Consider the following 434-nt stretch of genomic DNA (forward strand, 5'->3'; position numbering starts at 1 on the left):
GCTTATTCGCTTAACCTCACAACCCAAAGACGTCTTGGGTCGCAGAGTGTTGAGAGACTCTTCAATAATACCTCTCGATATTACTGACAGTTTTCAATTTTCAGCTTGTTCCAGATTGTTAAAGAGCTTTTATCGTTAAGCCGACTCAATCAAAATCCGCTTAACGATAACACGACAACGCCTTTCACCCGTCATCCGCAAGTGGCGTCCCCTAGGGGATTCGAACCCCTGTTACCGCCGTGAAAGGGCGGTGTCCTAGGCCTCTAGACGAAGGGGACCCATAGTCAGCTTCGCAGACGCATTCTTGCTCTTCTTTCATCAGACAATCTGTGTGAACACTCACTCAACGCATCTCAGGTAAGGAGGTGATCCAACCGCAGGTTCCCCTACGGTTACCTTGTTACGACTTCACCCCAGTCATGAATCACAAAGTG

1 tRNA gene and 1 rRNA gene are annotated in these 434 nt (G+C 48.4%); both read right to left on the reverse strand.

Features of this window, described 5'->3' with window-relative positions:
• Positions 1-202 precede the first annotated feature (202 nt).
• Positions 203-278 (reverse strand) — tRNA-Glu (locus EAE89_RS23230).
• Positions 279-358: 80 nt separating this feature from the next.
• Positions 359-434, reverse strand: a 16S ribosomal RNA gene (locus tag EAE89_RS23235); the annotation flags it as partial.

The organism is Photorhabdus heterorhabditis (genome assembly GCF_018448905.1).
Lineage (GTDB): Bacteria > Pseudomonadota > Gammaproteobacteria > Enterobacterales > Enterobacteriaceae > Photorhabdus > Photorhabdus heterorhabditis.